The organism is Massilia phyllosphaerae (assembly GCF_034659755.1).
Taxonomy (GTDB): domain Bacteria; phylum Pseudomonadota; class Gammaproteobacteria; order Burkholderiales; family Burkholderiaceae_D; genus Telluria; species Telluria phyllosphaerae.
Genome location: NZ_JAXSQX010000004.1, coordinates 24,564 through 49,652 on the forward strand (window position 1 = coordinate 24,564; position 25,089 = coordinate 49,652).

Annotated in this window: 24 protein-coding genes; all 24 read right to left on the reverse strand. The window is 63.0% G+C overall.

Features of this window, described 5'->3' with window-relative positions:
* Positions 1-33: 33 nt before the first annotated feature.
* The 24 genes from U1H99_RS15920 to U1H99_RS16035 all read right to left on the reverse strand — a co-directional run bounded on the left by U1H99_RS15920 (position 34) and on the right by U1H99_RS16035 (position 25,008).
* Positions 34-264 carry a hypothetical protein gene (locus U1H99_RS15920; RefSeq protein ID WP_323142705.1) on the reverse strand — a complete coding sequence of 77 codons (231 nt, stop codon included), beginning with the start codon at positions 262-264 and terminating at the stop codon, positions 34-36.
* Positions 261-890: a hypothetical protein gene (locus tag U1H99_RS15925; RefSeq protein WP_323142706.1), complete on the reverse strand. Its 630-nt coding sequence runs from the start codon at positions 888-890 to the stop codon at positions 261-263. Before U1H99_RS15925 ends, U1H99_RS15920 begins: the two co-directional genes overlap by 4 nt.
* Positions 872-3,781, reverse strand: coding sequence for a phage tail tip fiber protein (locus U1H99_RS15930; protein WP_323142707.1), 2,910 nt, complete (start codon positions 3,779-3,781; stop codon positions 872-874). Before U1H99_RS15930 ends, U1H99_RS15925 begins: the two co-directional genes overlap by 19 nt.
* A 9-nt stretch (positions 3,782-3,790) precedes the next feature.
* Positions 3,791-5,104: a phage head spike fiber domain-containing protein gene (locus U1H99_RS15935; RefSeq protein WP_323142708.1), complete on the reverse strand. Its 1,314-nt coding sequence runs from the start codon at positions 5,102-5,104 to the stop codon at positions 3,791-3,793.
* Positions 5,105-5,111: 7 nt separating this feature from the next.
* Positions 5,112-6,563, reverse strand: coding sequence for a hypothetical protein (locus tag U1H99_RS15940; protein ID WP_323142709.1), 1,452 nt, complete (start codon positions 6,561-6,563; stop codon positions 5,112-5,114).
* Positions 6,560-11,335, reverse strand: coding sequence for a flotillin family protein (locus tag U1H99_RS15945; RefSeq protein WP_323142710.1), 4,776 nt, complete (start codon positions 11,333-11,335; stop codon positions 6,560-6,562). Before U1H99_RS15945 ends, U1H99_RS15940 begins: the two co-directional genes overlap by 4 nt.
* A gap of 48 nt (positions 11,336-11,383) precedes the next feature.
* Positions 11,384-11,668 carry a DUF1799 domain-containing protein gene (locus tag U1H99_RS15950; RefSeq protein WP_323142711.1) on the reverse strand — a complete coding sequence of 95 codons (285 nt, stop codon included), beginning with the start codon at positions 11,666-11,668 and terminating at the stop codon, positions 11,384-11,386.
* A 53-nt stretch (positions 11,669-11,721) separates the two neighbouring features.
* On the reverse strand, positions 11,722-12,033 hold the full coding sequence (locus U1H99_RS15955; RefSeq protein WP_323142712.1) for a phage tail assembly chaperone: 312 nt from the start codon (positions 12,031-12,033) through the stop codon (positions 11,722-11,724).
* A 94-nt stretch (positions 12,034-12,127) separates the two neighbouring features.
* Positions 12,128-12,769: a phage tail protein gene (locus U1H99_RS15960; protein WP_323142713.1), complete on the reverse strand. Its 642-nt coding sequence runs from the start codon at positions 12,767-12,769 to the stop codon at positions 12,128-12,130.
* A gap of 102 nt (positions 12,770-12,871) precedes the next feature.
* On the reverse strand, positions 12,872-13,222 hold the full coding sequence (gene gp17, locus U1H99_RS15965) for a tail completion protein gp17 (RefSeq protein WP_323142714.1): 351 nt from the start codon (positions 13,220-13,222) through the stop codon (positions 12,872-12,874).
* Positions 13,219-13,728 (reverse strand): HK97-gp10 family putative phage morphogenesis protein, encoded by a 510-nt coding sequence (locus U1H99_RS15970; RefSeq protein ID WP_323142715.1) that lies wholly within the window; start codon positions 13,726-13,728, stop codon positions 13,219-13,221. Before U1H99_RS15970 ends, gp17 begins: the two co-directional genes overlap by 4 nt.
* A complete protein-coding gene (locus U1H99_RS15975) occupies positions 13,725-14,027 on the reverse strand; it encodes a phage head closure protein (RefSeq protein WP_323142716.1) in 303 nt (100 codons plus the stop codon). Before U1H99_RS15975 ends, U1H99_RS15970 begins: the two co-directional genes overlap by 4 nt.
* A 2-nt stretch (positions 14,028-14,029) precedes the next feature.
* Positions 14,030-14,596 (reverse strand): head-tail connector protein, encoded by a 567-nt coding sequence (locus U1H99_RS15980; protein WP_323142717.1) that lies wholly within the window; start codon positions 14,594-14,596, stop codon positions 14,030-14,032.
* Between the two features lie 169 nt (positions 14,597-14,765).
* Positions 14,766-15,587, reverse strand: coding sequence for a hypothetical protein (locus tag U1H99_RS15985; RefSeq protein WP_323142718.1), 822 nt, complete (start codon positions 15,585-15,587; stop codon positions 14,766-14,768).
* A 111-nt stretch (positions 15,588-15,698) separates the two neighbouring features.
* Positions 15,699-18,017: a glycoside hydrolase family protein gene (locus tag U1H99_RS15990; RefSeq protein ID WP_323142719.1), complete on the reverse strand. Its 2,319-nt coding sequence runs from the start codon at positions 18,015-18,017 to the stop codon at positions 15,699-15,701.
* 3 nt (positions 18,018-18,020) lie between these two features.
* Positions 18,021-18,440 carry a hypothetical protein gene (locus U1H99_RS15995; protein ID WP_323142720.1) on the reverse strand — a complete coding sequence of 140 codons (420 nt, stop codon included), beginning with the start codon at positions 18,438-18,440 and terminating at the stop codon, positions 18,021-18,023.
* 78 nt (positions 18,441-18,518) lie between these two features.
* Complete coding sequence (locus U1H99_RS16000; protein WP_323142721.1) at positions 18,519-18,773, reverse strand: BRCT domain-containing protein; 255 nt, start codon at positions 18,771-18,773, stop codon at positions 18,519-18,521.
* A gap of 90 nt (positions 18,774-18,863) precedes the next feature.
* Complete coding sequence (locus tag U1H99_RS16005) at positions 18,864-19,028, reverse strand: hypothetical protein (protein WP_323142722.1); 165 nt, start codon at positions 19,026-19,028, stop codon at positions 18,864-18,866.
* 61 nt (positions 19,029-19,089) lie between these two features.
* Positions 19,090-20,418, reverse strand: coding sequence for a phage major capsid protein (locus tag U1H99_RS16010; protein WP_323142723.1), 1,329 nt, complete (start codon positions 20,416-20,418; stop codon positions 19,090-19,092).
* 66 nt (positions 20,419-20,484) lie between these two features.
* Entirely contained in the window at positions 20,485-21,447 is a 963-nt protein-coding gene (locus tag U1H99_RS16015; RefSeq protein WP_323142724.1) for a S49 family peptidase, read from the reverse strand.
* Positions 21,444-22,688, reverse strand: a complete 1,245-nt coding sequence (locus U1H99_RS16020; protein WP_323142725.1) for a phage portal protein — start codon at positions 22,686-22,688, stop codon at positions 21,444-21,446. Before U1H99_RS16020 ends, U1H99_RS16015 begins: the two co-directional genes overlap by 4 nt.
* A 2-nt stretch (positions 22,689-22,690) precedes the next feature.
* The gene (locus U1H99_RS16025) at positions 22,691-22,858 is read right to left on the reverse strand and encodes a hypothetical protein (RefSeq protein WP_323142726.1); all 168 of its coding nucleotides are present in this window, start codon (positions 22,856-22,858) and stop codon (positions 22,691-22,693) included.
* Positions 22,855-24,531, reverse strand: coding sequence for a terminase large subunit (locus U1H99_RS16030; protein WP_323142727.1), 1,677 nt, complete (start codon positions 24,529-24,531; stop codon positions 22,855-22,857). Before U1H99_RS16030 ends, U1H99_RS16025 begins: the two co-directional genes overlap by 4 nt.
* A complete protein-coding gene (locus tag U1H99_RS16035; RefSeq protein ID WP_323142728.1) occupies positions 24,532-25,008 on the reverse strand; it encodes a terminase small subunit in 477 nt (158 codons plus the stop codon).
* Positions 25,009-25,089: the final 81 nt, after the last annotated feature.

Consider the following 25,089-nt stretch of genomic DNA (forward strand, 5'->3'; position numbering starts at 1 on the left):
GTAAAAAAACCCGCCGGAGCGGGTCGGGGTGGATCAGCGATATTCGGGCGGAAGCTGCGAGCGCGTCCGCTCGGCCTCATATGAGGCGCGGCAGTGCTCCGGCTGCCAGAAAAAAAGCCCATCAACGATGGGCCTCAGGATGCTGTACGGTCGGGCGGCCCGGAGGCGCCAGCAGCGAGCGCTGATCGTCTCGTCGCTGTAGCCGCCCAGGATCGCATTCGCCAGCTGGTCGAAAGCAATCGCTACTTCACGCAGTCGGCTCATTCGGCCCCCACCATCAAAGTGTATAAACCGGCCTCAAGCCGCCGGGCGAGCGCGGCCACCTCAGCACTATCGGTGGCGTGACGCACGTCTTCTTTCGCAGCCAGCCGCATGTCGCGGATGTCGTCCAGCAGCTGGTACCAGCGGTCGGCAGTGGCGATGATGTCGTCGGCCGCCTCCTGCGCCGTCATCTCGTCGCGCCACTTCGCCGCTACCCAGCCAGCCACATTGCGCGGCACGTCGTCGACCGGGTAGCCGGCCGCCTTGAAGGCGCGCGCCTGGGCTTCCGCTCGCTGGTATTCCGGCGTGTTGGTCTGCTTGGCGATCACCGCTATGCGGGCGGCGTCGGCAGCGCTGTCGATCTGGTCGATCGCGCGCGCAGCAACGACTTCCAGCGGCGCCGTCTCGATCCATATTGGAGCGCCGTTCACCCATTTGTGCACTTCGGTCGACGTGTTGGCCGCCAGCCGAACAGGCTGATCCCACCGCACGTATGTGTATTCGTCCGTATCCGCCGGCGGCGGCGCCAGCGGGCCAGCCATGTCGGGCGGGTCGATCCAGCCGGCGATATGGTCGACTCGGTTGTCGCTTGTCAGTCCAAGGTATTGCGTCATGTGAACGTCACCCATATGGTTTGAGTAGAGGATTTCGTTACGCCGCCATCGCTTACGGTGCAGGTAAGATCATATGAGGCATCGATCGGGCCGCCCCCGGTGTCCCTGCCGCCTGGCCCGACGACGGACAGGCCGCAGGTCGCCGACGACGCGCCGCTGATAATCATTTGCGTCCCGGGGTAGCCAGTGATGGTCCAGAGGTACGACGGATTTACCGCACCGGAAATGCTGCCCGTGTGCGAGCCGCAGTAGCCCCCGGTCGTGGTCCTGCCGTGCGTGAACGAAGTTCCCGAGGGGCTGCTGATGCTCACCGTGCGATTACCAAGGGTCAACTGTGGATTTATGATGACCGGGTTCGATAAGGTCAATTGACGGCCGGCATAGTCGAATCCCGGCATATGTAATTCGCCGAGATTGGCGTCAAGCTGAATGTAGCCTTTCGTCGGGTCGTTCGCATTGCCGAGCAAAATGCCGTTCGGGTGTATGAGGAAGCCCATTCCGGCGCCATTTGCAGGCCATGCCCATGCCCCGCTATACGCGCCTTGTGCGATGTAGCCGCCGCTAGCAATGCGAAGGGCGCCAAAAGTGCCGTACGCGGCTGTAAGTTGCCCCCCGAATTGAGCTTGGCCGGAAGCAGAGATCGCGAACGTGTAGTTCGATCCATCGTGACCAATGATTCCGAAGGGCGTGATGGCGATACCGCTGCCGCCGCCGCGCAGGCCGGTCGTGGCATCATAGCTGAGCGAGCCAACCACCACGCCGCCGCCGGTGGTGATGGTGATCGGCGCGCGCAGGATGTTGCTGGCGTTTGCATCGATTTTGGTTTGAACCTGCGACAACGCCACAGCGCCCGAGTAAGCCCAGCCGACCACCTGTTGCGCTTCCGTGTCACCGACCTTAGTGCCCGCCGGCGCGCCAACGGTGGCGTTGTCCTGCGGCTTGTTTGATCCCTTGACGTCGCCCCACTGCTGCTGGTTATTCAGCAGCGCCGACGCCGCAAAATACTCCCGCAGGCTCGGCTCAGCGCCATCCATCAGGCTCACCATTGGGCGTCCGAAAAGCTGTTGCGCCCCGTTTGATGCGTAATACTGATAAGCCCGGTGGTAGATAGTGCCGGTGCCAGGGATGAAATTGTAGTTCGTGCCGCCCGCCACCTTCTCGCCGGTCGAACAATCCCATATGCCGGCGCTGTCGTTGGTATTGCCTACCGAGTTTGCCGGGAAGATGTAGCCCACAAAAAGATACCAGCGACCCAGCGTCAAGCTGTTGCTTGACGCGAAATATGGGTTATTGTCCGCGACGATGGCGCTCCCGTTCAAAGACGCGACGTTGCGAAGACCCCAATACGCCCACCCTGAACCCGCGCGGCGAAAGATCGGCAATACAAATCTGTATTTTTTCGTCGGATCGAGCGTAATGGGTGCATCACTCCAGCCGCCGCTCGGGTTATCCCCATTCGGGTTGTTATTGATTTGCTTTTCTTCCGCGTACCAGATGACGTCGTCCACGCCCTTCGGCCCCTGAACGCCGAAGTCCGCCAACGAATTGGCGAGCACGTTATATTCGCCGTTGGCCGGCCATGGCATGCTGCCAAGTCGCACCCACGAAGACAAGTCGACTAGGTTGTTGCGGATCGCTTCGTCGGAGGGGCGCCCGGCAGTGCCCGCCCACGTCGAGGTGGCTGACGCTGCGTCAATGGCTGTAGACAGCCCTGATGTGGCCCGAATGTTGAGCGTGCCGTCGAGGACCACGTCGCCACGCAGGCCGATCACGGTCTGTCCGTTTACGGTGCCGATGACGAACGGGAATTTCGGCGACTGGCCCGGCAGCGCCACGGCAAATCGATCGGCCAGCACGATAAAGCTGCTCGTCGGCACGCCGTTGATGGCCGTGCTTGCCAGGCCATAGCCGGCCATATAGCCGTTGTTGTCGATCTTGACCGTATACTGCGCGCCCAGGCCGCTGATGGACTGGCCCTGGATTTCGAGCGTCGACGTGTGGCCGGCGACTGTCGTGCTCAACTGCTGCGTTGCCGACGCAATTGCGTCGTTGGCTTGCGCCTTGCTGTACGCGTATTCCTGGACCCATGCCACGGTCGCGCCAGCGCCTTGGTTTAGCGTGGCGAACTCGGAGCGCAGCTGGTTTGCTGTCGCCGTGAGCGAGCTGTCGGAATCAGCCTTGCTGTACGAATAGGACTGGGCGAAGGACTTCGCCGCCGCCAGCGCGCCGTCGGCCGCACCGTTCGCATAGCCCTGGTATGCCGCCTGGATGTTGGTCCCGAACGCCGAGAACGAATCGTTGATCGTCTGCTGGCTGTAGGTGAACTGCTGGACATAGGTCCGGTTGTCGGTTGACGCTTGCGAGATTGCAGCGATGCGGGCATCGGTCTCGGCCTTGACGCGGGCCGTCACGCTGCCGGCCACGTCGGCGCCGCCGTCGATCAGGCCGATGCGGGAGGTCAGCGCCGCGGTAAGCTGGTCGGTGGTGATCTGCCCTTCGAGGATAGCCTTCAGATCGCCCGCGGTGAGGTTTGCCCCATCGCCATCCACACCGTCCTTGCCATCCTTGAACTTCGAAATCGTGCACGGCCCAGTGTAGGTCTGGCCGTTGACGGTCGCGCTGGCGATGACCGTCGCGCTCGACCCGACCATGTCGGCGCCGGCCAGTGTAACGGTTGTGGCGGTGGTGTTCGTCAGTGTGGCGCCGGTGCAGTTGAACGCCAGGGGCGCATCAATGTCGATCCGCGTCGCCGTGAAGGTAATCGACGCTGGGGTGATCACGCCGTCGGCATCGACGTGGAAGGCCGGCGCCGACGCCGTCAGCAGGATCTGCGCCGACGCCAGGTTGACCGTGCGCGCCGCCGCGCCGCGCAGCGTGACGTCGATGAAATTGACTACAGTAGCCATGCAGCTCCTTCAGATTGACCGAACAGTGACTTTTGATCCGTACCGCTCAGCGGCCTGCAGCGCCACCTCAGAATCGCCCATGCGCTTCCCGAGGACGGTGTGCGCCCGCTCTGCATCGAGATCAGGGTCGCCGGTGCGCACGCTCACGAAGATCGGGTACGCCCGGCTGGCGCGCAGGATGCTGGCGAGCCGCGCGCGATCCGCCGGTGCCAGCGCACTCATCTCGATCGAAATCTCTTTGCTTATCGTCGAGGCGCGGCTCGGCAGGTCGCCGGCGGCGGTGCTGTAATGCGTCGTCGCATCCACGTCCGTCGCGGAAACAGACGTCAGTCCATAGGGCGGCGACCAGTACCGGCCGATGACCAGTTTCGACGCCTCTATGTAGCCCTGCAGGTTGTTGGTGTCGACCAGGTCGATGGCGAAGGCCCGGAATTGCGTCTCCGGGAACCAGGCGCGCGCATAGGCGCCACCACCATAGGCGTAGGCGCTCGCCGACTGCGCAGCAGTCCAGCCCTCCAGCTGGATCGCCGGCGCCGGGCAGGCTGGCACCAAGCCGGTATCGCAGTCGTAGCTCTGCCAGGCGTCGATGTAGCCGGCCGGCCTGACGCCCTGCGACGCACCACTGGAGAAATATGACGACAGCGCGCCACTCTCAACCTGTGCACCGAAGATGTGCACTACATCGCCGGCGCTCGCCGAGTCTGGCGCATCGACGCGCACGCGGTAGCTGCCGCCGGTTGCGACGGTGCAGGTGGCGGCGTAGCGCACCCACCCGTTGGCTAGCGGCCGCGCATCGACTGCCGAGACAAAGCCGCCTAGGCCTCCAATGTTCCAGAACCAGACATTCGGCGCCTTGCCGACGCTGCCGCCGATGCCCTTCAGGAAGATCGAGAAGGTGTATGTGCCGGGCGCCAGGGTCAGCGTCTTGTCGAAATACGGGTCGGAACCGGTAGCCGTGACAGCAAACGCGTTGTTTGAGCCATCCGGCGCCGCCACGCCGCCCGACAGGTTCAGGCCGACCTTTTCCCAGCTGGAATCGCCGAAGGCCTCGCTGTACGTCAGCAGGTTTGTCTTGCTCGCCTCGTTCGACAAGCGCACGCGCATCGTGGCCGTCGGCGAGAAATTGCCGAGCAGCACCGCACCGGACGCGACCTCAGGCGCTGACAACGTGCCGCTGATCCTCGCCGACGCACCAGTGGCGCGCCACACGTCGGACTTCTTGTCGGCGACCAGGTTGGCGACGCCCAGCAGGCCGGCCGTGCTGCTGGCGGTAAGCGTAGCCCGGCGCGCCGCGTTGCTGGCGATGATGCGAAGATTTGCCATGCTGTCCTTACACAGTGAGTTCCGCCGTGACGGCGTAGTTGCCGAAGTTGGTCGTCAGACTGGTGACCAGGCCGGGCTTGCCGGCGTCCAGGCCGAACCGGTCGCTGAACAGGTTGCGCGCCTCGCCCAGCTCGACCAGCATGCCGGCCGGCGTCAGCTCGACGCGGTAGGTCGTGCGCGGCACCTTGACGATCGCCAAGCGACGCTCAGCCTCGGCCTGGGCGTCGGCCGGCGTCAGCAGGCAGGTATCGATTGGTGCCGGGTCGGCGTACAGGCGGTAGGCCGCCTGTGTCGCCGCGTCGACTGCGGTATAGCTGCGCCACTCGGTCGCGAACATCTGCCGGTGCTCCGGCGGTGGCGAGGTCTGCAGATTCGGCTGTACCGTGTAGTTGCGGCAATACCTGATCTGCACTGCGGCGGCCACCGTAGAGCGCGCCACCGGCGCGAGCGAGTCCTGGACCTGCATCGAACGCGGAATGCTCAGCGACGCTGCGGCCGGGATCGCGTACTGGATTAGTCGCAGTTTGCCGAGCATCGACGGGATAACCTGAGCGCCTTTGCTCGATGCAATCAGCGCCATCGCCGTGAGCACGTTCGTGCGGTCGAGGATGGCCAGGCCGACCGGCTGCTGGTTCGCAGCATCGAACAGCGTCAAGTTCAGCGTGTCGATGTCGTCGGCTGTCATGCGCGTTGACTCTTTGCCGTACTGCGTAGCGAAAAGCTGGACCAGTTGGGCGATTCGATTCCGGTAGATGCCTCCGGTCTTGTCGCCTTGGGCGCTGCATGTGATAGTGCCGACCGTGTTGGCGTTGAACGAAAAGCGGCCGTTGGTCGGCTCGTCTGTCACATCCACCGTTCGAGGGACGCCGTCATTGCGTGGCTCGATAAGCCCCTCGGCGGCGGCCCAGTGGTAGTAGTACCGGCCCGTGACGCGGTCATAAACCGGCGTCACGTTGGGCACCTCGCCGAAAGCCCCTGGAATCAGCGTGCCGTCGGCGAACTTCGCTTCCGACAGCGGGGTGTTCAGCCGCTGCAGCGCGTCCCGGAACTTCAGGACCGCCGTCTTGCCGTCGGCGCCATAGGCGATGTCCGCCAGGTTGCCGACGAAGGACAGGCGGAAATCCGCCTCTTCCCACCGGGCATCGCCAACGTAGACCTCGACCCGCTGGTTTGCCCACACATCGGCGAACCAGGAATCGAGCTCCCCGCTGACGTTCCAGACCTCCACGTCGCCGGCCGACAGCTTTGCATCCCCATCCATCGAGATCGAGCGAGCGATTTCCAAATCCTTGGCGATGACCGCCGAGTAAGGCGCGGCCGCCGACCCGGTGAAATGCCGGTTCGACAGCCGCCGTGTGACCTGCACACCGCCGCTCACGCAGCCGACGCGGTACAGGGTCACGCGCTGCGCGGTCGAGTCATCGAGCCACGCAGCGTATTGCTCATCAGAGATTGTCATTCCAGAGTTACCTTCTCTACGGTATTTGCGGCCTTCGATGCGCCCTTCTTGACGCTATCAACGATAGCCTGCTGACCCTCGGCGTTCGCGGCGATGGTGTTGCCGGTCTGCGCGTCCTGATCCTTCCGCAGGCTTGCCACCTCGGACTGCACCGCCTTGATAGCGGTGCCGAGCACGGTACCCATCACCGAGATTGCATTGCTAAGAACGTAGCCGGACTGAATCGGCGCCGGGCCAGTGTTCTGCGCGATCGTGTCCAGGATCTTGTTGGCGGCATCGAGTGTGTTCTGCATCCCCTTGAGTGCCAGGGTTTGCGAGTTCATCTCGTTCAACTGCGCCTGAGCACTATCGATCTGACCGGTTGCCCATGCTGCTGCAGCCGAGGCATCCTTCTGCCCCTGCGCAAAATCGGCCTGATACGTCGTGTCGCCAGCATTGAGCTTCTGCGAAGCCGTCAGCCATGCGGTCAGTGCATCCGAAAACTTGCCCTGCGCCGTGGTGTCGCCACCCATCGCAGCCGCACGGATCCTCTCGTACTGGCTCTTCAGCTCCGCCCCTTGCTGCTCAGGCGTCAGCACCGACAGGCTGCCGGTCGACAGGCTGTCGGACAGCGACCGGACCGAATCGCGGAAAGTCCTCAGGCTGCTCGACGTATCAGCCAGCTTCTGAGCCGTCTGCAACATGTCGAACAGCGGCCGGTTGGCCTCGGCAAGTGCATCCCGCTGCTTCTTCAGCAACTGCGTCGACGTCATCGTCAGCTGGTCAAGCTGGTCCTGCAGGCTCGACCGCTCCGACGCGATGTCCGACTCGCTCCGCGTCAGCGTCTCAGTGGCGGCGTGCACCTGGGCGAAAGCATCCGCCAGCTGCATCATCGAGGTGAACTGCTTTGCGCCCGCCTCAGTGGTCAGGTCCAGCGAAGCAACCACCCGCTTAAACTCGTCACGCGTGGTGACCGACGCCAGGCCCAGGCTCGACATCGCCTCGTCCACCGCCTTCTTCACAGGCGCCAGCTTTTCCTGTTCGGTCAGGTAGTTCTGCGCATAGGTCGAGGCCCACGACGTCAAGTTCGAAGCACTGCCGGCCAGATCGACCAGGCGCTCGCGCGTTGCTGCTGACGCGATGCCTGCCGATCCGAACGCCTCCACCGCAGTCTTGCCCAGCAGCTGAGCCATCTGAGTGGTGGCGTTGAAGTCTCCCGCCAGGCGCTCGAGCGTGCTGGACGCCGTCTCGCCCGACTTCGTGAACTGGGCGATGTTCGGCACCAACCGGGTTGCCAGCTCGTCGCCGACGCTGCTGAGCAGCTTGGTGACGCCGTCCTCGATCTTCCCGTCCTTGCCCAGGTTGATGTCGAACGTTTTCGAGTAATTTGCGATCGAGGCGGCGTCGGCGCCGATGCTGGTCGCAAAGCTCGACGAAACAGCCTTGATCTGGCTGAGACCATTGGAGATCGCTGCCAGCGCGTCGGCCGAAAGCGACTTGCTGTCGGTACCGTTTTTGTCGGACCGGAACCAGCCGCCATCCTGGTGGTACTTCGCATAGCTCGACGCCATCAGGCCGCCGGCGGTGATGCTGCCGCTGATGCCGGTGTCGCCAATCTCCTTGCTGCCCATGCCGAAGGCGCGGTTGATCAGACCGCCAATAGCACCTCCGATCGCACCACCAATCGGGCCGCCGATGATCGCGCCGGCCACAGAGGCAATGTTGGTCACCGCCTGGCCGTGGTTGATGCTGTAGTCGCCGGCGATGGCATTGCCGATGTAGTGGCCACCGATGATGCCGGCGCCATAGCTTGCTGCGGTGCCGGCCATGCTCGCCAGCGGCGTCAGCGCTTGACCCGATGCGGTGGCCAAGCCCGAGGACGCCAGTGGCGTGTAGCCCATGGTCGTCATCGCCGACTGCACGCCGCCAGCGACCATGTCGGACAGCCCAGCGAATCCACCAGAGAGCGCCTTATAGGCAGCCGACGCCGCGCTTGCCGCACCGATCAATGGATTGGAGCTGATTGCGCCCGCCGCCGACCCAACCCCATCACCCATCCCGGGAATGGAAGCCCCGGAAGAGGTAAAGGCGGCGCGAATGTCCAGGTAGATCGGCTTCAGGGCCATCTGCCACAGCCATTCATACAGGCCATTTTTCAGCGCCTGCTTCGCTCGGTCGGCGGCCGACTTCGCCCCATTCTCAATGCTCAGGAACGTATCGTGCGCCGCCGACTCGATGCCATCCCAGGTTTTCTTTTGCTCGTCTAGGAATGGCTTTGCCGACTGATTGGCGTACCACTCGTCGAAATTCATCTGCAGCTGCTTCTGCGCCAGGGTGCCGTTGCCAGCATTCAGGATCCGCTCTTGCCACACCTCGGAGTCGATCGCCAGTTCGGCGGCGGCGCGCGCCTTAGCGTCGGCGATGTACTGCAGGTTGAACTTCTTGTTCTGGTCATCAAGTTGAGCGGCGTATTGCAGCGCCTTCGTCTGACCTAAGGCGCTTTGCTCGAGCGCTACTCGGGCGTCCTTCGCGGCTCGAAACTGCGCCTCTTGCTCCTGTGTCATACCCTTGAGGCGCTGCGCAGCCAGTTCCTTTTCCAGGTCGGCCTCTGCCTTGATCGCAATCATTGCCAACTGGCGTGCGTCGGCGGTCTTGCCATACATCTCATACTCGATGGCGAGTGCGGCGGTTTGCTGCGCACGGGCGATCGTACTTTCAGTGACGTATTTCGCAACCTCCCGACCGACCTGGTTGGCCTTCAATTCCTTCTCCGAAACGGCCAACTCGTCAAGCTTCGCCTGGACGACCTGCTTGTGCGCATCAGACAGCTTCAGCTTGCCAGTGGCGATCTCTTGATCAACCTTGATCTGCAATTTCTGCGATTCAGTGGCATCCTGGCTAACCTTGATCTCAAGCTTGTTCTCTTCGATCTTGGCCTGAATGGCGGCGGTTACGCTGGCATAGGCTGCCTCCTCTTTCTTTGCCGCGGCCTCGGCAGCTTTTGCCGCAGGATCGTTGCCGGTTTCGTACTTCAGGTCCGGCTTGGGAGTATCACCCGCCGGCGCCGTGGCTTCCTTCCCGCGCGCCGCCACACGCGCCAAGAACGCCTTCTCGAACTCCGGCAGCGGTTTGGACAGCAGATCGGCCAACGTCTTGTTGGCGTCCTCGACCACCTTGTTTCGATCAGCGAACGCCTTCTTGATGTCAGCAAGCGGCGTGCCGCCGGTGGCGAGCTTGTAGCCAACCTTGAAGGGATTCGAATTCTCCTGCACGGTCGACATCAGATTGATGTCTGCTCGAACCGCCTTTAGGCTGTTCCAGATGATCGAAATGCTGCGGCCAAGGACGGCTGCCGCGTCAGCTGCCTGCGCGATCGCCTGCGCAATTTCGTCAGCCCACTTTTTCGTGTCCGGCTTGCCGAGATCCTTCTGACCGTTGTAGACGTCCAAGAATGCGCCGGCCAGGTCGCTTAACGCCGGCAGCGCGTCGATCGTAACGGTAGTGAAGAGCTCCTTGAGCCGGAGCTTCATCCATCCCATCTGGTCCTGGAATGCAGCGCCGGCCGATGCCGCCTCCGCTGACACCGACCCCACCTTGTCGTAGTTTTCGGCCAGGTCGTTCAGGAACGGCAGCATGTCGGCGCCAGATTTCCCGACCAGGTCAGTGACGAGTGCGACCTTGGCGGCGCCGTCGCTGTAGTCCTGCAGCTTCTTCGCGACGTCTACCAAGACTTCGACAGGATCGCGCAACTTGCCGGATGCATCTTTCGACGATAAGCCCAGCGCGCCGAGCGCTTTTTGGGTCTTATTCGACTCGTCGTCAACAGTAGCCATGCCCTTAGCGAGCTTGTTGAGCGCACTGCTCACCCCGTCCATGCCATTGCCGAAAACGGCGTCTACCTTCTGAATCTTGGACAGGCTCTCAACGCTTGCGCCAGTCTTCTGCGCCATATCGTCGAGCTGACCAAGATCATCAAGTGACTTATTGATCATGACAGCAAGGCTAGCGACTGTGGCGGCCGCAGTAGCAGCAACAGCAAGCAGGCCAGCCTTTGCTTTGCCGGCCAAGTCACTAAGCTTACCGAACGCGCCTTCGCCAGCGGCCTCGGTCTCACGCAACCTGGCGATCATCGGGCCGGCCGCATCGGACACCCCCAATTGCGCGGCGCGCAACTCAGCGAGCTGGGAGGCACTCTTGCCGATCCCGTCGGTTCGCGACTTAAGGTCCGCCAGAAACTTGGTCGACTCATCGAGGCGGCGGGAAGCGTCAGCGGCTTCCGTGGCCCTGCGCTTTGCCTCATCCAGTTGGGCGAGCAGCGGCTTGAGCGCATCAACGTTCACGCCGCGCACCTGAGCCAAGGCAGCGTAGTTCTCGGCCGTGCCCTTGGCGCCGGCAGCCAATGCGGTCTGCGCCTGGATAGCACGCTGAATCGACTCGGCCATATTCTTGGTGGCGCGGTCGACGCGTGTCGCGGCTGCGCCAGCGCTGTCGCCCATCCCAGTCAAGCCCGGGCCGCGGCCGATTTCCTCAATCACCTTCCCGGTGGTCTTGGCGGTGGCGCCCAGGTTGTCGAGATTCTTACCGGCCTTTTCGGCTGCGTCGTCAACCGGTCGGAAGTCAATCCCTTTACCGGCCTCTTCGATGACCTTGGCTGTGGTCTTCGCAGTCGCGCCAAGGTTTTCGAGATTCTTACCGGTCTTGGCGACTGCGTCATCGACCGGGCGAAGACCAGCTTCGACACCCGTGGCATCTGCGACTACCTTGATTGTTGCGGTGTTGACGATGTCAGACATGGCGAACCTATGAAAAAGCCGCGCTGTGGCGGCTTTGTTAATGCTGTGTTATTCGCGAGCACTGCGCTGGGCGCGCTCTTCAATCTGCTCGTGTATCACCTGCAGCGCCGCCGCTTCCATGATCTGTAGGTCCTGGTCAAGCTGGTCGTATTCCGCCGCCGCCAGGCCCATGCGATCCATGCGGTGATAGGCCACCACGAAGTTGAGTCCAACCGGGCCGCCCATCCCGACCAGCCATTGTGTGCGCAGGCTCCGGAAAAGGTTAAAAGCTCGTTCGGTTTGCGGCCACACCTCGATCGACGTTGCGACGTCCTCACGCGTCAGGCCGGCCACCGCAAGTTCTGCCTCGGTCGGCTCCGGCGTGTAGAGGGCTGTCGCAACGTCGATCAGTTTTTTGCGCGGGCGCCGGTCAGCTCGTCGACATAGGTGTTAAGGACCGAGCGGGCCGAGCCGATGTATTTCTTGGTCAGCTTCTCGACGCTCTGTTTGTCGAAAGCCTCGTCCAGATCCCAGTCGACAGCGATGTCCATCAGGATATCGACGTCCGAGCGCCCTTCCAGCTTCTCGGTGAATTCCTTGAATTCGTCCGCATCGCGGTACTTGAACTTGAATTCAATCTCGGCCTTACGGCCACCCGGGACATGGATCGGGGCCTTGGCTTTGAAGGTCGGGTTCGGATCGAGGGAAATTTTCGCCATGATATTGTCTTTCAAAGAGGTAAAAAGACCTGCGAGGAGCTACCCCGCAGGCTGGAAGGCCGGCGCCGACGATTCAGTGCCAGCTGGCAAACACTTACGAGGCGTAGCGGACCACGCGGCCCTGCAGCGCCAGGCCGCACTTGACGGTCATTGCACCGCCGCTCATCGTGGGGTTCGGATTGAAGCCGGGGAAGCCGTTGTAGAACAGCGGCGCGCCGGACGGCAGGATTGCGCGCACTGCGGTAACAGCCTGGGCGTCGGTCGCCGCCTGCAGGACAGCGTGATGCGGCAACGACGGATCGTCAGCGATGGTCATCGAGACCGAGGCCGCCGAGAAGCCATCCGGCAGCTGAATCTCGTCCGGATAGTCGATGAACGTCTCGGTTGCGTACTTCGGATCGCCGCCCGACACCTCGAACGCCTTCATATACGGAATCGGGGTCCAGGCCGAGATTTTGCGCAGCGAGCCGACGCCACCGCCGACCGGGAAAATTTTGGTCGAAGTGGTATCGAAGCCTTCCAGGGTCACGCTCGTGGCGCCCGCGGCCTTGACGCGGAACACGCGCAGATTGGCACGGGTCCAGCCGCTGGTGAACTCGACAACGTCGCCAGCTTGGTAGGTGTTGGTTGCGGTCGTGAGCACGCACTCGGATGCGTTACTGGCTGCCGAAACGGCGATCAAAGCCAGGTAGGCGGAGGCAACGGCATAGGTCGTGCCCTTCGGGAGTTGGATCAAAGTGGTTCCTTTCCAGCCGGTCTCGGCCGAGGGATTGCGCCCGAACGGGCATGAAAAAGCCGCCCGGATTGCTCGGGGCGGCTTGGTTATGCAGCGAGGCGATCAGCAGAACAAGTAAAAGTCCTGCCTCGCGCCGCGGTATTTTGTGACTTCGTCGAAGGCGTCGACGGCGATGGTCAGCACTTCGGTTTGCAGCTCAGCCGTAGCGCACAATGCAGTTTCGATCTGCGCCGCGATCGCATGCGCCTCAAGCGTAGTTTTTGCCCACACGCTGAACTGCACCCGGCGCTCCTGTTTGCCTGGTCGATCACCGCTGATAAAGCTCATCGGATCACCGCCAACGACTTGGAAGACCACGTATGGCACGACGGTGTCCTCATCGGCAACCAGCGGAAAGACCCGGCCGCTGGCTAAGGCGCCGACTGCGGCCTGCACAGAAACGTGAACGCTCATCGGTTTGCATTCCTTATCAGCTGCTGTTTGAGCGTCAGCGACATGGCATTGACCGCATCGCTCTTCCTGCTGTCGTATGCAGGACGCATGAATGGGTAAGCCGGCGCGCTGGCGGTGCCGTACTCGAGTTCGGCGGCGCGTCGATGCGCGGCCCAGCCGATCTTGTTGCCGCGCTTGCCGATCCTGGTGTTCTTGGGCACGAACTTGTGCCCTTTTTCGACCCAGGACCAGTAATACGCGTCGCCGCCTCCGAAGTTACCTTTGCGGACGGTGACCAGATAGGCCTGTCGCAGAGCGCCGTCGGAGTCCTCTGGCAGGTGCTTCATGATGATGTTGCGGTGGATTGTCCAGGTCTTGGCATGCGAGGCAGCGTTATGCTTCGCCTCCTCCCGGAAGATCTCGGCACCGGAGACCCCCATGGCGCGCAGAACGCCCTCATCCGGCGTGATCTGGCCAATAGTTTCTTGCACAGCGCGCAGTAAGTCGGTGGTGTCGAAACCGATCATTTGACGCTTTCGCAGACCAGAAACATCTTCCGGCGGTCCTTCGAATCCGGCACAGCCGACTTGATCTCGTACTCGACGCCCAGGTACCGCGCGCGCCAGGACTCGTTGACGGCCGGGTCGTAGTTGGCCCGGATCGAACAGCGCTTGATCACCACCTCGGTATTCGCGCGCATGGTCTCCGCACCCGTTTGGAAAAGGACGTCGCCCCAGCGCTCGCCGAGCGCCTCGAACCCGCCCAACGGCTGGCCGGCGGCGTCGCGGCCGGTGGCCGGCTGCAGCAGCGTGAATCGGTGGTTCATCGTCATGCGTAGTAGACCTCCGACCACAACAGCCGCCTGATGTATTCGTTCTTCGGCTGGCCGCCGGTTTCGAAGTGCTCCTGCACGCGCGCCAGGATGAAGCCGGAGATGCCATCGGGCACCGCGGAAGCATTTGCGCCGTAGCCGCAGCGGAAGCGCACCTCCACTGCGCCGATCATGTCGGCCGTCGCCGGCCAGGCGCGCCCGGGCTTGAGCACGACGTAGCCCGGATCCGTCTTGACGTCGGCCTGGTAGTCGGCCGGATCGAGCGTCCGCTGTTCGCCGTTGACGTCATAGAACTTGACCCAGTCGACGGCAAGTAGCGGCGGCTTGTACAGCTTGATCGAGCGCTCTGCCGGAAAGGCATCGAGCGTCAACTCCCAGGTCTGCTCCATGATCAGCCGGTTCGTTTCGGTCTCGGCTTCTGCGGTGTATGTCCGGATGGCGCGCACGATGTCGGCGTCAAGTGCCGAAGTGCCGTCCGAGCCGACGTCGGCGCGCGCGTTCGATTGCGCCTCCTGCATCGACACAGCCAGAGCGGTCGGGCGCACAACAATCTTGAAGGTCATCGAGCACTCCCTTGGATTGCCGGGGGGCGGCCCCCAATCGGAAGCGCGCCGTTCGCCGCTGGGGCGACGGCGTATTCGACCGGGTTAGCCGGATCGGCCGGCTGCGGAGGGATCCTCGTCCCACCTTCAGTCCGGACATGCGCAGCCAGGAGGTCAGCAGCGTTGATCATCAGTGGTCCTCCCTGGTGAAGTAAATTGAGCGATAGATTTTTTCGCCGTTGGCGAAGGTGACCGGCAGGCCGCACGAGTTGACTGCGTCACCCGCCGACAGGCCACCGAATTTCATGACGACCTGCGATCCCTGAATGCTTGGCACCGAGAGCGCGGTCACGCCGACGACGATGGGCGTGCCCACCGATGCCAACGTGGTGTTCGCACTGAGCGCCAGGTCGGCAGCAAAGTCGAACGCGTAGAAGCGCTGGTCGTCTGGATCCTTGCCGAACACCCACAGGCGGTCATCTACCGACGTCAGGAGGATGGTTCGATCGAACACTTCGCCGTTCGCGCAGGTCACCCGGAACGTGAAGGAGGCCGACCCAGAGCTCATCGAGCCCAGCTTGACAAGGCCGAGCGCCCCTTGAAGTCCCGGACCCTCGAGCACGGCCACGCCGGCGGATACCGGAACGACCGACACCGCCGTCGTCGAGGCGTCCGCCAGGTCTCTGGTGAAGTCGCCGACAAACCACAGCTCGTCCAGTGCGCCTTTTGTCAAAGACGCCGGCCGCGTCGTATTGAACACAGCGACGCGCGGATTCGCTGCAAACTTCGCAGTTCTGGATGCCGGCACAGTTACCACCCCTGGGATTGTCCCACCTGAAGAGCCGCCAATTGCGGCCCCGGGCGCCATCGAGCTCGATGCAACGAGCGCCGCGCCAGTTGCCGCAGCCGACCGGGAGCCGGATGCTGCGCCCGGCGCCATGCTGCTGGTCGCAACCAGCTGCGCACCGCCGGCAACACCAGCCGACGCTCCGACCGCTGCGCCGCCCACCATGCTACTCACCGCCACCAGGCTCGCACCCGGCGCCGTCGCATCTTGGCTCGCTGACGCGGCCACTATCGCCCCGATCGGGGTAACTCCAATGGGCGAGTATCCGATCATGGCTTAAGACGCTGCCGCGACAGTAAAGTTGGAGAAACTGATGGTCGGCGTGACGCCATCACCAGTATGCTGGCTATCCCCTTCGTCGTAGGCGTAGACGCCAACTTCGCCAGACACAGGCGGCAAATTAGCATCGGCATGAGCATCACCTCGCGCCGGAACTTTCGTATCGGACCAGGTGTTGTCGTACTTGAGCCACTTCTGGTCGGACACGCGCTGAATATAAATGTCAACCTGATGCTGACTCGCGCTGGACGATTTGACATTGAACTCGATGTCATAGTCGGTCGCCGTGGCGAGGTTGGCGCCGACACTCATCTCTTGGCTGATGTTGCTCTGCACGCCGTTGACAGATTTCAGCGACTTGACGGCGCCGCCGCCGCTCTGGTTCAGCGCGATGTCCATGCCGATGAAATTTTTGACGCCGCTATATGGCACCAGGCTAGAGCCACGCACCAGGATGGCCGCATGCTGAGTGACGGTGGTATGCGTTGCAAACCGGAGGCGCGCCTTCACCTTCACGTTGCCGTAGAAGGTATCGTTGGCGGCCTGCTTGGCCGAGGCGATCACGCCAGGAACCGGGCCGTTGTACGTGATCGCACTCGAATCCGTCGAGGCGCCCCACGGCGTGCCGCTCTGCGTGACCCAGCCAGTGGGAACGGCCGGCGTAGTCATGCTGTTGCTCGCCGCCGGCGCGATGAAGTTGCCGATGGTGCCGTTGTTCTCCACGAAATCGGTGAAGTTTCGGCCGATGTTCCCGCTCAGCACCATCTGATCGATTGTCGCCCCGCTCTCGACAACGATAGGGCAGCCAGATACTGCGGACGGTGCGTAAAAAGCCGAGTTGGAAAGCACCACCTGGCCAACCTTGGAGCCCGCAACGAAGTGGATTTGCTTCGTCAGGTAGGTGGCGCCGTTGCTCGGGCGGCTGATGTATTTGTCGATCACCAGCTGGCCGATGTCGGCTTTTTCTCCGATGCGCAGCGCCGGGAACAGTTCGTTGTTGAGCTTGTTCTTGGTGACGTTCTCGAAAATAAACTGACCAATTTTGCAGTTGAGGTGAACGGCCATCTTGCCCCAGCCGCTGACCGGAACGTTTTCCGTGGCGACGTTGCTGAGCCGGACAGTGCCGATGTTGCCAGGCCCGGTCTGCTGCGTTTGCGCCGGGTTGAAATTGTCGGCAATGAAGGTATAGGCGCCGGTCTTGCCCTTGATGTTGCTGATGCTGACGTTGTCGATGAGCGACCCACCGGAGAGCAGGCGCACGCCGCAAACGTAGGTCTGGAATTCGATGTCCTCGATGGTCACATCGGTAATCGGGCCATAGGAGCCGTCCAGCGGACCCGGCGTGATCGCGCCCCAGCCATCGTCTGCATTCAGGGCGATGCCGTCGTCGGCGCCATTGTAGTGCCGGCCGCGCGCGATCCGGATATGGCTGGCCGGGCCGTTGATATGAATGCCGTCCGTGCTCACTAGCGTATTGCCGACGCCATGGTCCACGACGTAGCCGTCTACCGTGATGCGAACGCCGTTCGTGACGCGGAATGCGAACCCTGCCGGCTTGCGGAATTCGATCTCGCCGCCAGCCGAAATGGTGTTCACGCCGTAGAAATCGAACAGCGTGACTTGGTCGTTCGCCGTCATCGTGCCGAGGTTGCCGTGCCAGATGCCGCCCTCGAAACGGATATTCTGATCGATGATGGCGCCCGGCGATTTCGTCGGGTTGTAGTTGCGCCACATCGGCACATTGCTTGCGGCGAGCATGACGGCGCCGCAGTTCGGCAGTGCCTTGATAGTCGTATTGCTACGCACACGCAGCGTCGAGCCGAGACTGCATGCTACGTCCCAAAGCAGCGTCAGCGGGCCGTTCGCAGCCAGGTCGAGCAGCGCCTGCGCCTTCGCGGCTTGGTTTGCGCCGACGCCCGGCGTCATGCCGAGCGTGCTGTCGCTCGCGCACAGGGAAGATGCAAACACCAGCCGTGTCGAGGTGCCGTTTTCCCACTTCGTCAGCGTGGCGCCGAGCGGCGTGGCGACGACTTCTTTCGTGCCGGCGCTGAAGTTGACCGCCGCATTGCCATTCGAGCTTGCGGTCGGCGTGCGCGAGAATGTCGCGGTGCCGTTGCTGATGGTCGTGATGGTGGCAACGCCGCACTCCCATTCAGCCGAACCAGCGAGACCGACCGAATAGGTGAAGGTATCGCCGACCACAAGGCCGGCGGCCATCACAGTTTGGAATTCGGCCGAAACGGCCGTCGCGACCATGGTGAGCGGGCCTGTGCCGACGCCGGTCGTTGCAACTCTTACGCGCTCGGGAAATTTCATGCTTTAGGCCGGAGTATTGATGGTGATGGTGGTCGCGTTCAGGGTGAACGTGCCTGCGCTGGTAGAGACGTCGACGCCGAAGTCGTCGACGCAGACCAGCTCGTCAGCGGATGCCGCGCCGCCGCGGCGCTTGTAATACACGGCCTTGCGCGCGGTGATGGTCGAGTTGGCCCAGGCGACCTGCGGGAACGTGACGACAACGCGGTGGTTGGTCGTGTCCTTCGTGAAGGTCGGCGCGATGGCCTGGCCGCCGGCGGTGTAGCCCGTGCCGCTCACCTCGTTGCTGATGTCCGAGCGCTTGGTATGCGCGCCCTTGTTCTCGGTGTAGCCCGAGCCGACCAGCATCACGTAGTAGGTGTCGCCCTTGGTGATGTTCCCGGCCAGGACGTCGTCCAGGTAGCTGTCGTATGCGGTCGAAGACATGGCGGCCTTTCATAGGTCGACGAGCCGCGCGGCGACGGCGCCGGCAGCTCGGAAAAGTGTTCTTAGAGGGTGTTGCGGTTACAGCTGGATGGTCTTCATGACGCCGTGCCGCTCGAGCATCACCGTGGTGGCGCCATGGGCGCGCAGCAGGTCAAGCGTCTTTTCCCAGGTCTCGCGATCGACCTTGCCGACAGCGCCATGGAGGTAGACGACTTTGTCGGTGAGGTGCGTCACCGTGACGATGGCCAGGTAAGGCAAGCGGTTTTCGTAGCCACCTGGCTGGTCGTAGGCACGGATGGCCGACGTTTGTGGGGTCATCGTCAGGTGGATCATGCGGATCTCCGACAGGATGTTCGAACGAACCGAAGCCGCCGGCCGGCGCGCACGCCGGCGAGCCAGGCGGCGGTTTCGGGCTTCATGGGGTCACTTCGCCGGTTTCGCCGGCTTTTCTTCAGCAGGCTTTTCTTCAGCCGCGACTTCTTTGGCGACGCCGCCGTCGACCAGGCGCTTGGCCTGCTCGGCCTCGAAGCCGGCAACGTCGCCGGGGCTGTAGATCTTCCAGGGCTTGAGGAATTCGACCGATTTCATGTTCAGTTCCTATTGAATGGATGAAGCCGACCCACCGCAGCGGGTCGGCAATCAGGTCGCGTTACGCGCCCCAGGTGACGCCGGTCAGGATGGCGACCGACTCGACGTGGCGCGGGCCGAAGTCGTGTTTTGCGATCACGCGGACCAGGGTCTGGTCACGCTGGAAGGCGCTGACCATGTTGCCCTGGTCGTCCTTGTAGGTCGCTTCCTTCGAGTAGTCGATCAGCAGGGTCTCGTCCTCGCCGATGAAGCAGTCGTTGAAGTCGACGAAGTAAAGCTCCGAGGCGTTCGAGCCGGCGCCCAGGTTGTTCGGCACCTGGGTGGTCTTGCCGATCGGATAGCCCTTCAGGTTCCCGTCCTTCATTTCCGGGTAGACCTTGTTGCCGTTGCCGTCACGCATGCCTTCCAGGAAGCGGAAGGTACGCGGCGACATGATCCAGCCCGGTGCGCCCATGTTGGCGTTGACGGCTTCCAGGCACAGGATCAGCTTGTTCAGGTCGGTTTCGACCTTCTGGATCGTGGCGCCGTCGGAGGCGACGATCTTGAAGCCGGCCAGCGCCCAGGACAGCAGGCCTTTTGGGGTGTCGAGGGTGCCGTCGTCGCGGATGAATGCCTTGTCTTCGCGCGAGCTCATCGCACCGGTCAGGTCGTCCACGACCAGCTTGTCGACGTTCGGGCTCGTGCCAGCGTAGGCCAGCAGGTCGTTCGAGATCGGGACCAGGCCGGTCAGCTTTTTGGCCGACAGCTTCAGGTTGTCGAAGGTCTGGCCGGTCGTCGGGATGTCGGTATCGCTGCCGATGTATCCGACCACTGCGCCGCCCTTCAGGCGCGGCAGGGTGATGTTGCCGTTGGTGAGCGGCAGCGAGCGGGCACCCAGGCGGCGCACGACCGATTGCGGGCGCCACAGCTCGATCACTTCGCGGGCCATGTTCGCCGGGACCAGGACGCCGCCGGCGCCGGGGGTCAGGGTGTTCAGTGCCATCGCCACGTCTTCGCCGAACTGGTTGTCCATGGCGAATTTGGCTGCGACCTGCTGGTTGCCGCCGGCGACGACCAGCGCGCGGACCATGCGCGACATGCCCGAACCCGGCAGCTCCGGGGTGCGAGGGCGAGCCGGCATGCTTGCCGCGGCGCCGGCGGGCGGTGGGGCCGGCTGGTGCGCGGCGTTGAGCGCGCGGTCCACCGGTACCGCGGCGGCGGCGGCGATGGTCTCGGCCGCTTCCATGCGGGTGATCTGTGCGGTCAGCTCGCCGAACTTGGCTTGCAGGCCGGCGAACTCGGTCAGCTGTTCAGCGGTCAGGGTGCCGCCGCCGGCTTCGATCTGGGCCAGAGCTTGGACGCTGGCGTTGACCTTGGCGCGTTCGCTGCGGAGCTCGTTGATGGTTGGCATATTTGCCTCTCCTAGAAAAGAAAAAGCCACCCGAAGGTGGCTTGGTTGCTTGTCCCGCGAACGCGGTCAAATTTGGGACTGGAGCGCCATCGCTTTCGCGCGGGCACCGATGGAAGTTTGCTTCGAAGTGCGCGCAGCGCGCGCCTGGCGGGCCTGGGCGCCGATGCGGTCGGCGGCAGCCTGCGGCGTCTCGATCCGGTCAGCGAAGCCGACGTCGACGCCGGCCTGGCCGAGCATCACGCTAGCCTCGGTGCCGCGCACGGCGCCGACGTCGATGCCGCGATACCGGGCAACCGCATCCACGAACTGCGTGTAGTAGTTCTGCACCATGTCGTTCAGGAATTTGGCGGACTGCTCGGTCAGGGGCTCGTGCGGGCTCATGTCGTTCTTGTGCGCGCCGGCGTAGATAGTCGTCACCTTCACGCCCATCTGCTCGTTTCGCGCCGACTGGTCCAGATGCTTGGCGATCACGCCGACCGACCCCACGCCGGAGGTGCGCGACATCGAGACGTCGCCAATGGCCGAGGCCATCAGGTAGGCGGCCGAGTAGGCGCTGAAGTTGACGATCGCGCTCATCGGCTTGACGCCGCGCGCTTCGAACAGGAAGTCGGCCAACTCGAACGCACCGGTCGTGCTACCGCCAGGGCTGTCGATGTCGAAGGCGATGTGCTCGACGGCCGGGTCGGCCAGCGCCGCACTGACCTGCGCGCGGATCTGCTCGTAGCTGGTCATGCTTTCGCAGGGGTTCATCTGCATGCTGCGGCTGACCAGGACGCCGTGGATCGGGATCACGGCCACACCGGTGTCGGCAATCGACTGGCGCCGTGCTGCCTCGGCGCGCGACGCCGCGGTCTCGTAAACCGACTCGTCGTCTTCCATCATCTGCGGCTGGGCGCCGTTAACGCTCAGATTGACGATGTTCAGGCTCATCTGCTGGTTCGCCCAGGCCGCGGCCTGGTCCAGCATCGCCTCGGTCACCATCAGCGGCTGATTGAAGATCATGCCGGCGATGCGGAAACGGTTTTTCATGCGAGGATTCCTTCGATTTCTGCTACTGCCTCGGCGCTGGCTTTTGGCGGTGTGGTCGGAAGCGGCTTGGCTGCGTCGACCATGTTCAGCGGCTGAAGATAGGTGTCGCCGCCCTTGATCGGCGGCATGTTTTCCAGGCGCCGGATGTCGTTGACGGACAACCAGCCCCACTGGCGGGCCACGGCGTACGCTGCATAGCGCGACGCTTGGTCGCCCCGCAGCAGGCCCGAGACGTTGAATTCGATGTAGTACTCGTCGCGCTCGCTCGGCAGCAGCAGGTCGCGCATCATCGCCTGCTCATGTCGCTTGATCCACGGCAGCAGCGTGTAGATGACGAACTGGATGGCCTGGTGCTCGATGTTCGAGAACGTTGCCTTGTCCAGCTCGCCGATCATGTGCGGCGGCACCTTGTAGATGCGCGCGATGTCAAGATTGGCCAGCTTCAGCGCCAGGATCAGCTCGGCATCGACGTTGGTCATCGAAAGCGCGCGGAAGGTCATCCCCTCCTGTAGCATCGCGACGCGCTTTGCGTTCCCCGCTCCACCGTACATCTGCTGCCAGCGATCGGTGATTCGGTCGATTACCGACTGGTCTTTGATCGGCGGCGCCTCTTTCGGCCGCTCGATCACGCCCGACAGCGCCGTGCCGTTCAGGAACGACTTGCCGGCGTACTGCTGGATGGCCTGGGCATGCCCTATCGCATTGGCATGCAGCATAATCGGCGAGACACCGACGTAGCCGTTCAGGCTCCACCACCGCACGTGGTGCACCATCCGTTGCGGGATCGGGTCCTGGCCGTCGATGCGGTAGTACGGCATCAGGTCCGGACCCTTGAGCACCTGAACCGACTCCGTCGGCACCGGCAGCAGGTCGGTGACCGTGCCGTCGCTGTCGCGCGCGATGATGCTGATCGAGTTGCCGCGCGCGCCGGCCTTCATCTGGCTTTGCTCGAGGTACTCCAGGGGCGTCTGCCACCCGTTGGGGCGAAAGGCGAGAATCCGATGGAGGGCGTGATCCTTGGCCGACTCCCGGCCGCCGTCTTCGAGGCGACGGAAGATGTCGAGCGGGAGCTGGGCGATGCTTTCAGCGAGCAGGCTGACGCAGTTCTGCACCGCAGTCAGCGCCAGAGCCGACTCGACAGTCACGAGCGGGCCGGCATCGGAGCGGGCGCCGCCAAGACCGGACAGCCAGCCGCCGGAACCTGAGGCTGTCTGCGAGCCGAAAAACTGTTTGGCGAACATCGTTATCCTTTACTGCCTGCACCGGCGCGCGCGACGATGTACGACCAGGCCACCAGACCGGCGCCGGCGACGATGAACCCGGCCGGCAGGAAAATCATGCCGGCGCCGATCGTGATGGCTGCCAGGCCCAGGACGCCAGCGATGAGGGTCGCGTAGTCGAGAAAGCTCATATCAGTACGCCCTCGTCGTAAATTGATGTTGTCTGCGCCGGCTCGGGATTGAGCGACATGAGGTAGACCGCGTTCAGCATCGCCATCAGCGGGTCGATCTTCCCGGTACCCGAAGCCTGTTTCGTGATCAGCACGGCATTCGCACTCGGCACGATCTTGGCGTTGCTGACGCACCAAGCCATGAGCGGCTGACCGCTATGCACCAGCACGCCCTCGGCAAGCTTTCGCTCAGCCGTCTTGATCGGACTGGTCAACTTCCAGCCCTGGGTGATGCCGATGACCTTATCTGCGGGCACGCCATTCATCTCGAGTGCATCGAGGATGGCACCAATGCCTTGCGGGTCCAGCCCGAGTTTGTCCAACACGCCGGCCTCGTAGACCATGGCAACGTTGGCGGCAAATTGCTCGGTATCCTGCCCAATGTGCTCGACCAGCGTCAGGTGCCCATCGCGCGCGAAGTCCTGCAGCCGCGGCGCGATTTCCTTGCGCCGCTCCAGCACTGAGGGGTGCGCCCAGGCATGCGCCCAGCCGAGCCAGCGGCGAGTTGTCTTACACCGGCCGATTGCGTACTGCCCCAGCAAGTCGTCCAGGCCGCCGCCGTCGCCGCCCATCGTGACCACTTCGGAGCGCTCGATCAGGTCCTGCAGTGAAAATGTCTTCTCTAGTACGCCCTGCTGCGCCCACCAATCGGCGCCAGCCCATCGATCGGAGCGCAGGTTCATGCCGATCTCGACGTTCGCGTGCTTGGCCATGAAGCCGCGGAACGATTCGGGACCGGCCTGCTCAGCAATCTTGAATTCACGTTCAAGGAATGCCTGGTCGACTGAGAACCCGATGTTCGGGTTCACCATCGCCATGTTTTCCAGCAGCAGGCACTCGCCTGACGCAACCATCTCGGGCGGATGCTCGAAGATGATCGGCACGAAGGACGGATCGACGATCTCGCCGTCACGAACCTTGCGCGCGTAGTCTAGCTTCTGCTTGAATACGCCGGCTGGCGGCTCGTCGGATTGCGTGGTCAGCCAGATCACGAAGCCTTCCGGCCGTGACGCGCGACCGCCCAGCGCCTCGCGGAACATGTTCTCGGCGCTGGAGATCTTGCCGAACAGGTGAAGCTCGTCGACCAGCGTGCCCACCGACTTCTTGCCGCCTACCGTGTTCTGGTCCGCCGCGAGCACCTTGAGCATCGCATTGCTCTCGCGGTGCGTGATTTTCTTCTCGTGCGCCTGCACATGCATCAGCGCCTCGAGGTCCTCATCCTCCCGCACCATGTCCCATGCGGGCTTGTACGCGTTGTTCGCTACCTCTACTGTGGGAGCAAGCACCGAGAATTCAGCCGATTTGCGCCAGTTCAGGATCAGCGCGGTCATCATGATGCCGGCTGCAACGGTGGATTTCGAATTCTTCTTCGGCAAAAGCACGAAGAACTCGACGATCAATCGCCGGCCGCTCTCGGCGTCGTAGGCGCCGAAGATGCAGCGCACCAAATCAAAGACCCATTCCGCGCAGGACTCGCCAAACGTCGGGCTGCCAGGCGCATCCACGATCTTGAGCTGCTTAAATATCGCGAGCGCATGTTCGGCTTGATCTGGGAAGATCGGCGGCGGAATGATCGTTTCGCCCGCGCGCAGGCGCGCTGCCCAATCCGGGCAAGCAGTTGTCCAATCCGGCATTTAGACCTTCTTTCCACCAGCTGCGACAAGCTTCGGAGGCGCGGTCGCGGCAAACTTGCCAGCACCCGCCTTCGCAGCCGCATCCTGCTTCTGGTCTTTCTTGCCGCCCTCACCCAGCTTCTGATGCTTAAACGGCAGCATCGCTTTGGCGGCATCCATCCGGTACCGGAGATCCGCCAGCGGCTCGTTCATGATCGTGGTGAGAAATTCGATCGGGTCGGCGGTTGGCGGAATGTCAATCAAGTCATCGCCCGGCGGCATAGCGGGCGGCGCGCTCTTACCAGTGGCGGCAGCCTTCCCGGCGGCGACCGAGCGTTGCTTTTCGAGGTAGGCTTTAACATCCGGGTCTTTAACATTTCGGGACCCGGCGGCCGACGCAGTTTTTTCACTAAAGCCAGCCCGAATCGCCGCTTCCTTATTCGAGAACCCGGCCAAAACGGCATCGGCGAAGGCTCGCTTTTTGCCTGTTAAAGCCATTAACAAATTCCTCCAGGGGGGATTTTTTCTGCGCGTGAGAGACAGTGCGGTGTCGGCTCGGAACGTTGCCCTAGGGATACA

Coding starts and splice junctions, on each gene's coding strand:
- U1H99_RS16000 (WP_323142721.1), bottom strand. CDS start 18,773: ATGATCCACCTGACGATGACCCCACAAACGTCGGCCATCCGTGCCTAC.
- U1H99_RS15955 (WP_323142712.1), bottom strand. CDS start 12,033: ATGGCGAAAATTTCCCTCGATCCGAACCCGACCTTCAAAGCCAAGGCC.
- U1H99_RS15985 (WP_323142718.1), bottom strand. CDS start 15,587: ATGGTGGGCGGCGCAGCGGTCGGAGCGTCGGCTGGTGTTGCCGGCGGT.
- U1H99_RS15935 (WP_323142708.1), bottom strand. CDS start 5,104: ATGGCAAATCTTCGCATCATCGCCAGCAACGCGGCGCGCCGGGCTACG.
- U1H99_RS15925 (WP_323142706.1), bottom strand. CDS start 890: ATGGGTGACGTTCACATGACGCAATACCTTGGACTGACAAGCGACAAC.
- U1H99_RS16015 (WP_323142724.1), bottom strand. CDS start 21,447: ATGAAAAACCGTTTCCGCATCGCCGGCATGATCTTCAATCAGCCGCTG.
- U1H99_RS15975 (WP_323142716.1), bottom strand. CDS start 14,027: ATGAACCACCGATTCACGCTGCTGCAGCCGGCCACCGGCCGCGACGCC.
- U1H99_RS16020 (WP_323142725.1), bottom strand. CDS start 22,688: ATGTTCGCCAAACAGTTTTTCGGCTCGCAGACAGCCTCAGGTTCCGGC.
- U1H99_RS15995 (WP_323142720.1), bottom strand. CDS start 18,440: ATGTCTTCGACCGCATACGACAGCTACCTGGACGACGTCCTGGCCGGG.
- U1H99_RS16025 (WP_323142726.1), bottom strand. CDS start 22,858: ATGAGCTTTCTCGACTACGCGACCCTCATCGCTGGCGTCCTGGGCCTG.
- U1H99_RS16005 (WP_323142722.1), bottom strand. CDS start 19,028: ATGAAATCGGTCGAATTCCTCAAGCCCTGGAAGATCTACAGCCCCGGC.
- U1H99_RS15930 (WP_323142707.1), bottom strand. CDS start 3,781: ATGGCTACTGTAGTCAATTTCATCGACGTCACGCTGCGCGGCGCGGCG.
- U1H99_RS15990 (WP_323142719.1), bottom strand. CDS start 18,017: ATGAAATTTCCCGAGCGCGTAAGAGTTGCAACGACCGGCGTCGGCACA.
- gp17 (WP_323142714.1), bottom strand. CDS start 13,222: ATGAGCGTTCACGTTTCTGTGCAGGCCGCAGTCGGCGCCTTAGCCAGC.
- U1H99_RS16035 (WP_323142728.1), bottom strand. CDS start 25,008: ATGGCTTTAACAGGCAAAAAGCGAGCCTTCGCCGATGCCGTTTTGGCC.
- U1H99_RS15945 (WP_323142710.1), bottom strand. CDS start 11,335: ATGTCTGACATCGTCAACACCGCAACAATCAAGGTAGTCGCAGATGCC.
- U1H99_RS15940 (WP_323142709.1), bottom strand. CDS start 6,563: ATGACAATCTCTGATGAGCAATACGCTGCGTGGCTCGATGACTCGACC.
- U1H99_RS15970 (WP_323142715.1), bottom strand. CDS start 13,728: ATGATCGGTTTCGACACCACCGACTTACTGCGCGCTGTGCAAGAAACT.
- U1H99_RS15920 (WP_323142705.1), bottom strand. CDS start 264: ATGAGCCGACTGCGTGAAGTAGCGATTGCTTTCGACCAGCTGGCGAAT.
- U1H99_RS15980 (WP_323142717.1), bottom strand. CDS start 14,596: ATGACCTTCAAGATTGTTGTGCGCCCGACCGCTCTGGCTGTGTCGATG.
- U1H99_RS16030 (WP_323142727.1), bottom strand. CDS start 24,531: ATGCCGGATTGGACAACTGCTTGCCCGGATTGGGCAGCGCGCCTGCGC.
- U1H99_RS16010 (WP_323142723.1), bottom strand. CDS start 20,418: ATGCCAACCATCAACGAGCTCCGCAGCGAACGCGCCAAGGTCAACGCC.